Source organism: Micromonospora sp. KC721, assembly GCF_004348355.1.
GTDB lineage: Bacteria > Actinomycetota > Actinomycetes > Mycobacteriales > Micromonosporaceae > Micromonospora.
Window position 1 is genome coordinate 1 of sequence record NZ_SMJY01000262.1, and the last position, 6885, is coordinate 6885.

General features: G+C 73.4%; 5 protein-coding genes and 1 pseudogene. 2 read left to right on the plus strand and 4 right to left on the minus strand.

Translation table 11 applies throughout. The features are described from left to right. Positions 1–461: pseudogene (locus tag E1182_RS31355) on the plus strand (MerR family transcriptional regulator); the annotation flags it as partial. 109 nt (positions 462–570) lie between these two features. Then, the gene (serS, locus tag E1182_RS28030) at positions 571–1857 is read left to right on the plus strand and encodes a serine--tRNA ligase (RefSeq protein WP_132270741.1); all 1287 of its coding nucleotides are present in this window, start codon (positions 571–573) and stop codon (positions 1855–1857) included. Here the strand turns inward: serS and E1182_RS28035 are convergent. From E1182_RS28035 to E1182_RS28050, 4 genes are read right to left on the minus strand one after another with little or no spacing between them, the layout of a single operon-like run. Continuing rightward, the gene (locus E1182_RS28035; protein ID WP_132270742.1) at positions 1841–2731 is read right to left on the minus strand and encodes a cytochrome c biogenesis CcdA family protein; all 891 of its coding nucleotides are present in this window, start codon (positions 2729–2731) and stop codon (positions 1841–1843) included. The two genes, serS and E1182_RS28035, sit on opposite strands and share 17 nt — an antisense overlap. Beyond that, positions 2731–3333 carry a redoxin domain-containing protein gene (locus E1182_RS28040; protein ID WP_132270743.1) on the minus strand — a complete coding sequence of 201 codons (603 nt, stop codon included), beginning with the start codon at positions 3331–3333 and terminating at the stop codon, positions 2731–2733. Before E1182_RS28040 ends, E1182_RS28035 begins: the two co-directional genes overlap by 1 nt. 20 nt (positions 3334–3353) lie before the next feature. Beyond that, complete coding sequence (locus E1182_RS28045) at positions 3354–4820, minus strand: NADH-quinone oxidoreductase subunit NuoF family protein (protein ID WP_132270744.1); 1467 nt, start codon at positions 4818–4820, stop codon at positions 3354–3356. Next, positions 4817–6508, minus strand: a complete 1692-nt coding sequence (locus E1182_RS28050; protein WP_243706458.1) for a hypothetical protein — start codon at positions 6506–6508, stop codon at positions 4817–4819. The genes E1182_RS28045 and E1182_RS28050 overlap by 4 nt, the downstream gene beginning before the upstream one ends. Positions 6509–6885 lie beyond the last annotated feature (377 nt).

The following is a 6885-nucleotide window of genomic DNA, read 5'->3' on the forward strand; positions in this document are numbered from 1 at the left end:
GGACGACGGTGGCCCTGGCCCTGACCGGCACACGGGTCGTGGCCGCCGTCGACGGGCGCGAGGTCGCCGGCGCGACCATGCCGGACGACTTCCCCGACTACCGGCGGCTGCTGCCCCGGTCGACCGGTGCGCCACCGGCACACCGGTTCCCGGTCGACGCCGCCGCCCTGGGGACGGCGTTGCGGGCCCCCGACGCCCCCACGCTGGACCGGGAGCACGCCGGGCGGCGGTACGCGGTGACCGTGCTCGGCGCCGACGAGCGGGGGCTGCGGGTGCTCGCCCCGGACGAGCCGACCACCGGGGTACGGGTCGGGGTGGACGGCCGTTACCTGCTGGACGCGCTCGACGCCGCCGGCGGCGGGCAGCTGGTGCTGGAGCTGGACGGGCCGATCGCGCCGCTGGCCATCCGCCGTCCGGACGACGAGGACGCCTTCTCCGTCCTCATGCCGATCCGGCTCTGAGCGCACCATCGGTGTGCCGCGGGGTACGGGCGTACCGGGCGTGAGTGGGCGCGACGGTAGCATCGGTGGGTTCCCACCTGACTTCCCGGACGGAGGCGTACGGAGCAGCATGCTCGACATGGAGTTGATCCGGAAGGATCGCGAGGCGGTGGCGACCGCGCTGGCGAAGCGACTGGATCCCGCCGAGGTCAACCGGGTCCTGGACGAGATCCAGCGGCTCGACCAGGAACGCCGCGCCCTGATCACCGGGATCGACGCCGAGCGGCAGCGCCGCAAGGCGGAGGCGCGGGCGTACGCGGCGGCGAAGCGCGCCGGCACCGAACCGGAGGTCTCCGCGCCGGAGGCCGGCCGCAAGCAGCTCGCCGAGCTGGAGGCGGAGCTGGACGAGGTGCAGTCCCGGCTGCGCGGCGCGATGAGCGAGCTGCCCAACCTGCCCGCCGACGACGTCGTGGCCGGCGGCAAGGAGGCCAATCGGGTGGTGAAGACCTTCGGTGAGCCGCCGGTGATCGAGAAGGTGCGCGACCACGTCGAGCTGAGCCGGGCGCTGGGTCTGGTGGACCACGAACGCGGGGTCAAACTCGGCGGCTCCGGCTTCTGGATGTACACCGGCCTGGGCGCCCAGCTGGAGTGGGCACTGGTCAACTGGCTGATCGAGCAGAACATCAGGGCCGGGTACGAGTTCCTGCTCCCGCCGCACCTGTTGCTGGACACCGCGGGCTTCGCCGCCGGGCAGTTCCCGAAGTTCTACGACGACGTCTACCACCTGGACCGGGAGTCCGCGCCGCGCGGGCAGTTCCTGCTGCCCACCGCGGAGACGGCGATCCTCGGGGCGTACCAGGACGAGATCCTGGACACCGCGGCGCTGCCGCTGAAGCGGTTCGCGTACACCCCCTGCTACCGCCGGGAGGCGGCCGGCTCGCACTCCGACGAGCGCGGCACCGTCCGGGGCCACCAGTTCAACAAGGTGGAGATCTTCCAGTTCACCCTGCCCGAGCAGGCCGACGCCGCGCTGGAGTCGATGGTCGGCCACGTGGAGAGCCTGGTCGAGCAGCTGGGCCTGCACCACCAGACCAGCCTGCTGGCAGCCGGTGACGCCAGCGCCGCGATGCGCAAGACCCTCGACATCGAAGTCTGGATGCCGAGCACCGGCAAGTACAAGGAGGTGTCGTCGGTCTCCTGGGGCGGCGACTACCAGGCCCGCCGGGCGGCGATCCGCTACCGGGAGCCGGGCGGCAAGCAGACCCGCTTCGTGCACACCCTCAACGGTTCGGCACTGGCCACCAGCCGACTCTTCCCGGCCATCCTGGAGCAGTTCCAGCAGCCCGACGGCTCGGTGCTGGTGCCACAGGTGCTCCGCGACCGGCTCGGCACCGACCGGCTCACCCCGAGACGCTGATCCGCCGGCGGCGGGGGTCGGGCGACCCGCCCTCCGCCGCCGTCGTCCGGCCCCGCCGCCGGACCAGCGCCGCGACCGCCAGCAGCACCACCAGCCCGCCGGCGAGCGCCGCCGGGCCGGCCGTGTCCAGCGCGGAGACCAGCGCCTGCTGCACCCGGGCCGCGCCGACCACCACCGGGTCGCCGAAGGCGTCCCGCCGGCCCTGCGCCAGCCGCACCTCGTACCAGCCGTACCAGGCGACATAGCCGCCGGCGAGCAGCAGCACCAGGCCGCTGAGCCGGGGCACCCACGCCCCCGCGCCGCGCAGCCGGGCCACCACCTGGCCGCGCAGCAGCGCCACACCGAGCGCGGCGACCGTGACCACCAGCCCCATCCCGACCGCGTACCCGACGAAGAGCGCCACGCCCCGCGCCGCCGACCCGGCCTGGAGGCTGGTCACCACGATGGCCAGGAACGGGGCGATCGCGCAGCCGAGGGAGGCGAGCGCGTACGCCATGCCGAACACCACCATGGACGCCCACGACCGGGTCAGCCGGGGTGCCCGGGCCAGCGGGCGCACGGTGGGCAGCCGCCGGCCGGCGAGCAGCCAGCAGCCCAGCGCCAGCAGCAGCACGCCCAGCCCGACGGTGAACCAGGGCAGCCGGGGGCGCAGCCAGTCGGCCGCCGGTGCCAACGCGAGGCCGAAGGCGCCGAAGACCAGGACGTACCCGGTGGTCAGGCCGGCGGCGGCGGTGAGCGCGCGGCCGACGGCGCCCCGGGTGTCGGCAGCCCCGGCCACCAGCAGCGACAGGTACGCGGGCAGCATCGCGAAGCCGCACGGGTTGACCGCGCCGAGCATGCCGGCGGTCACCGCGAGCAGCAGCGGCGCCTCCATCAGCCGGCCAGCGCGGTGACCCGGCGGGTGAGGTCCTCGCCGTCGAGGAAGCCCTGGTGGATCACCTTGCCGTTCCGGTCGATGACCACGAACGTGCTCTGCTCGACGACCTCGAACCGCCGCCAAAGCGCGCCGGTTCGGTCGTCGAGTTGGAGGGTTCCGCCGAGTTCGAACTCGGTGACGAAGTCCTTCATGGCCTTGTGCTGGCCGAGGCCGGCGACGCCGACGATCGGCACCCGGTCCCGGAACTGCGGGGCGATCTCGGCCACCGTCCACGCCTGACTGGCGCAGGTCGCGCACCAGGGCGCCCAGAACCAGAGCACCACCGGCTTGCCGGCCAGGTCGGCGGCGGAGAAGGCCGCGCCGTCGAGGGTCTTCGCGGTGAACCTCAGCGTCTCCGACACGGGCGCGGCCGAGCCGCTCGGGGTCGGTGTGGCGGTGGCGGGCGGTGTGGCGGTGGCCACCACGGCGACCTCGTTGACCGGCTGCGTCCGGGGCGGCTCTCCGCCCGCGCAGCCGGCCAGCGCGACCGTCAGCGCGGCGGCGGTGACGAGCCGGGCGGGCGGGCGGCCACCCGTCGTGTTGCTGGGGTACGACCGCATCCCGGTCTCCTCTCGGTGGGCTACTTCGCGTCGACCAGCCGCAGCGCCAGCGCCGGGCAGACCTTGACCGCCTTCATCGCGCCCTCCTTGAGCCAGGTCGGCACCGGTGTGGCGGGGAAGGCGGGGTATCCGTTCTGGTCGAGCCGGATGAAGTCCGGCACGACGTGCGCGCAGAGCCCGTGCCCGTCGCAGCGGGACCAGTCCAGGGCGAGCTTCTTCGGGTCGGGATCGGGCGCGCCGGGCAGGCCCATCACGCCCTTGACCCGCTTGCCGCAGCCCTCCCCGGTGGTGTGCAGCTTCAGGTCGTCGCCGAAGACCTCCATCGCCGAGAGCGCGAACCGGGAGGTGCCGTCGGGGTGGCTGCACGCGCCGCGTCCCTTGACGTCACCGGCGGCGGCCCGGACCACCTCGACCGGCGCGCTGCCGGAGACGGCCAGGTCGACCGCGCGGGCCAGGTCGGGCAGGCCCCGCTTGCACGGCCCGCACTGGCCGGAGGACTCGCCGGCCAGGTAGCGGACCACCTGCGCGGCCTCGCCGAGCGGGCAGGTGTCTCGCCCCAGCGGGACGATGATGCCGGCGCCGAGGGTGCCGCCGACCGCGGTGAGACCCGCGCGGGAGACCAGCGCCTTGTCCGCCGCCTCCGGGGTGATCCACCGGCCGTGGTAGCCGCCCGTCAGGATGCCCGGCCCGTCCGGCACCTCACACAGGTCGAGGATCTCCCGCAGCGGGGTGCCGGCGGCGCACTCGACCACGGCCGGCCGCTTGGCCTGGCCGGTCACGGTGAGCAGCACGGTGCCGGGTTCGTCGTCGGTGCCGAGCGCCGCGTACTCGTACGGACCGAGCCGGGCCGCGATGGCGACCTGGGCGTACGTCTCGGCGTTGGACAGCAGGGTGGGCAGGTTCCGCACGCCGGAGTCGCTGGACCGCTTCTTGGTGCCGGGCGGGATGTGCGGCAAACCGTTGATCCCGTTGACCAGCGCGCCGCCCTCGCCGGAGACGAACCGGTGCGGCACGGTGACGATGCCGGTCGGCACCGGCATCCGGCGTTCCTGGAGGGCCTCGGTGAGCGAGTCCAGGCCGACGAGGTCGTCGGCCACGCAGAGCACGATCTCCTCGGCGTCGAGCGCGTACGCGGCCAGCGCCGCGCCGTCGAGGATCAGGTGCGGCGCGCGGGTGAGCAGGACCTTGTCCTTCCAGCTCGCCGGCTCCCCCTCGGTGGCGTTGACCACCACCACGGCAGGCAGGTCCTGCCGCTTGCAGGAGTCCAGCACCGCCTTGAGCTTGGTGAAGAAGGGGAAGCCCGCGCCGCCCTTGCCCTTGAGTTGGATGCTCTCGGCCAGCCGGAGCAGGTTGCTCGGTTCCATCGGCCCGATCGGGCCGTGCACCATCTCGTGTGCGACGAGGTCGAGCCGGCCGAACTCGGCGAACCCGGCGGTGAGCCGGGGCTCGCCGATGCAGGCCACCGGGGGCACCTTGGTCCGCTTCACTTGGCCTCACCCCGCAGCCCGGCCCAGTACGCTCCGTCCACCTCGGCCGCGTCGGCCCGGCCCTTGCGCCGGCCGGACCGGCTGTCGCCGGTGGCCCGCATCTTGCGCCGGGAGGCGAGGTCGACCAGGGTCGGGGTGTCGTCGACGGGCAGGTCGTCGGCCACGTACCGGGCCGGCGGACGCCAGTAGTCGGGCTCCTCGGGCACGTCCGGCTCGATGCTGTGCCGGCCGGCGGAGACCGGCTCGGCCGAGATGGGCCGGGAACTCTCCCAGCGGCGCGGGCTGTCCCAGGGCTCCTCGGGATCGGCGGTGCGACGCCGGAGCGGCGCGGAGTAGCGGGCAGCCACATCGTCGTCGTCGCGGCGGGCGCGACGGCCCGTCGACACCGGACGCACGTCCTCGTCCTCCTCGTACCGAGCCCGACGACCGGACGACACCGGACGGACATCCTCGTCCTCGTACCGGGCGCGACGGCCCGTCGACACCGGACGCACGTCCTCGTCCTCCTCGTACCGAGCCCGACGACCGGACGACACCGGACGGACATCCTCGTCCTCCTCATACCGGGCGCGGCGACCGCCGGAGACCGGGGCGACGTCCTCCTCGCGACGGCGGCTGGACCGCTCCTCGTCGCGTACCCGCTCGGTGCGCCGGGCAGCGGGCGTCGAGTCCCGCTCGCGGCGACGCGGCTCCGGCTCCTCCACCTCGCGGCGGGTCCGGCCGGCGCGGACCGGTTCGCGCAGGGTGCCAGGTTCGGGCACCACCGGCACGGTGAACCGGTCGGGGTCGCGACGGGTGGCGGCAGTGGGCGCCGCCCCCCACGACCCGGCGGTGGTCTCCGCCCAACCGCTGCGGGCCCCCCGGCTCTCCTCCTCCTCGCCCTTGCGCAGGCCGAGACCGCCGAGCAGGATCTTGGTCTTGCTCTCCTCGCCCTTGCCGGTCATCGCCGCGTTCAGCGCGGCGGCCTGGGTCTGTTCCCGGCTGCGTCTGGTGAGGTAGACCGAGAGCCGGACCAGCAGTGCGACCACCACGAGCACCACGCAGACCAGGTAGCTCAGCATCACCCAGGTCGCGGGCTTACGACCGACGTTGAGACCGTGGGTCAGCGCGAACGGCCAGGCGAGGTAGGCCATGGAGTGCAGCGCCCGCCAGAACCACTTCGGTCCGACCCCGGCGAAGCGGACCCGGACCAGCCCGGTCCACAGGACGCTGACCATGAGGAACGAGGCGACGGTGCCGAGACCGACGTAGAGGCCGTAGCCGCCGATGAACGGCACCACGGCGTCGGTGGGACCGGCCCGACCGATGGAGATCTTGGTGATGATGTGGAAGATCAGGCCGGCGACGGCGAGGATGCCGGTGGCGCGGTGCGCGGACTGGAGCAACAGCCGGTGCCGGGCCTGCAACACCAGCCGGTCGGTGGCGAGCAGCCCCAGCATCACCGTCAGGCTCAGCGAGACCAGGGTGACCACCCCGGCGAAGAACTCGGTGAAGACGAAGCCGTAGGCGTACATCGCCGCGCCGCTGCCGGACATCTCCATGCCCGCCCAGATCAGGCCGAACACGGACGCGGCCATCAGCGCCATCGAGGACTTGGAGACGGTCCGGACACCACGGCTGCTGGTGCTGGTACGGACGGCCTCCGCCTTCTGGTTCTGCTTTGCCCGGGCCATCTGCTCCTCGATCATGTCTCACGGCGGCACCGCCACCGGCCGACCTGCTCCCCCATCCAGTACGGAGCGGTAGGGTCCGCGGATCAGTGTCCGTGTGGAATTTTCTCGAGCCTTTTTCGAACCACCCCGGCTTCCGGCGCGTGTAATGCCTTCCACTGCCCGGGAGCTGCCGGGATCGGGGCCGCCCCGGCGCCTCCGACCGAACCCGAGGCGGGATGAGCCCGCCAAACCGGGGGCATGGCGTTAGAGTGCTTTTGTGCTGTTCGACCGTTTTTCCGCTCGGGTTGGTTGGCTGACCGCCTTCTTCGGCGTACCGGCGCTGCTGGCGCTCCTCCTGCTGGTCTACTCGGCCCTGCACCGCACCGACGTGGCCCCGGCGACCCACCCGGCAC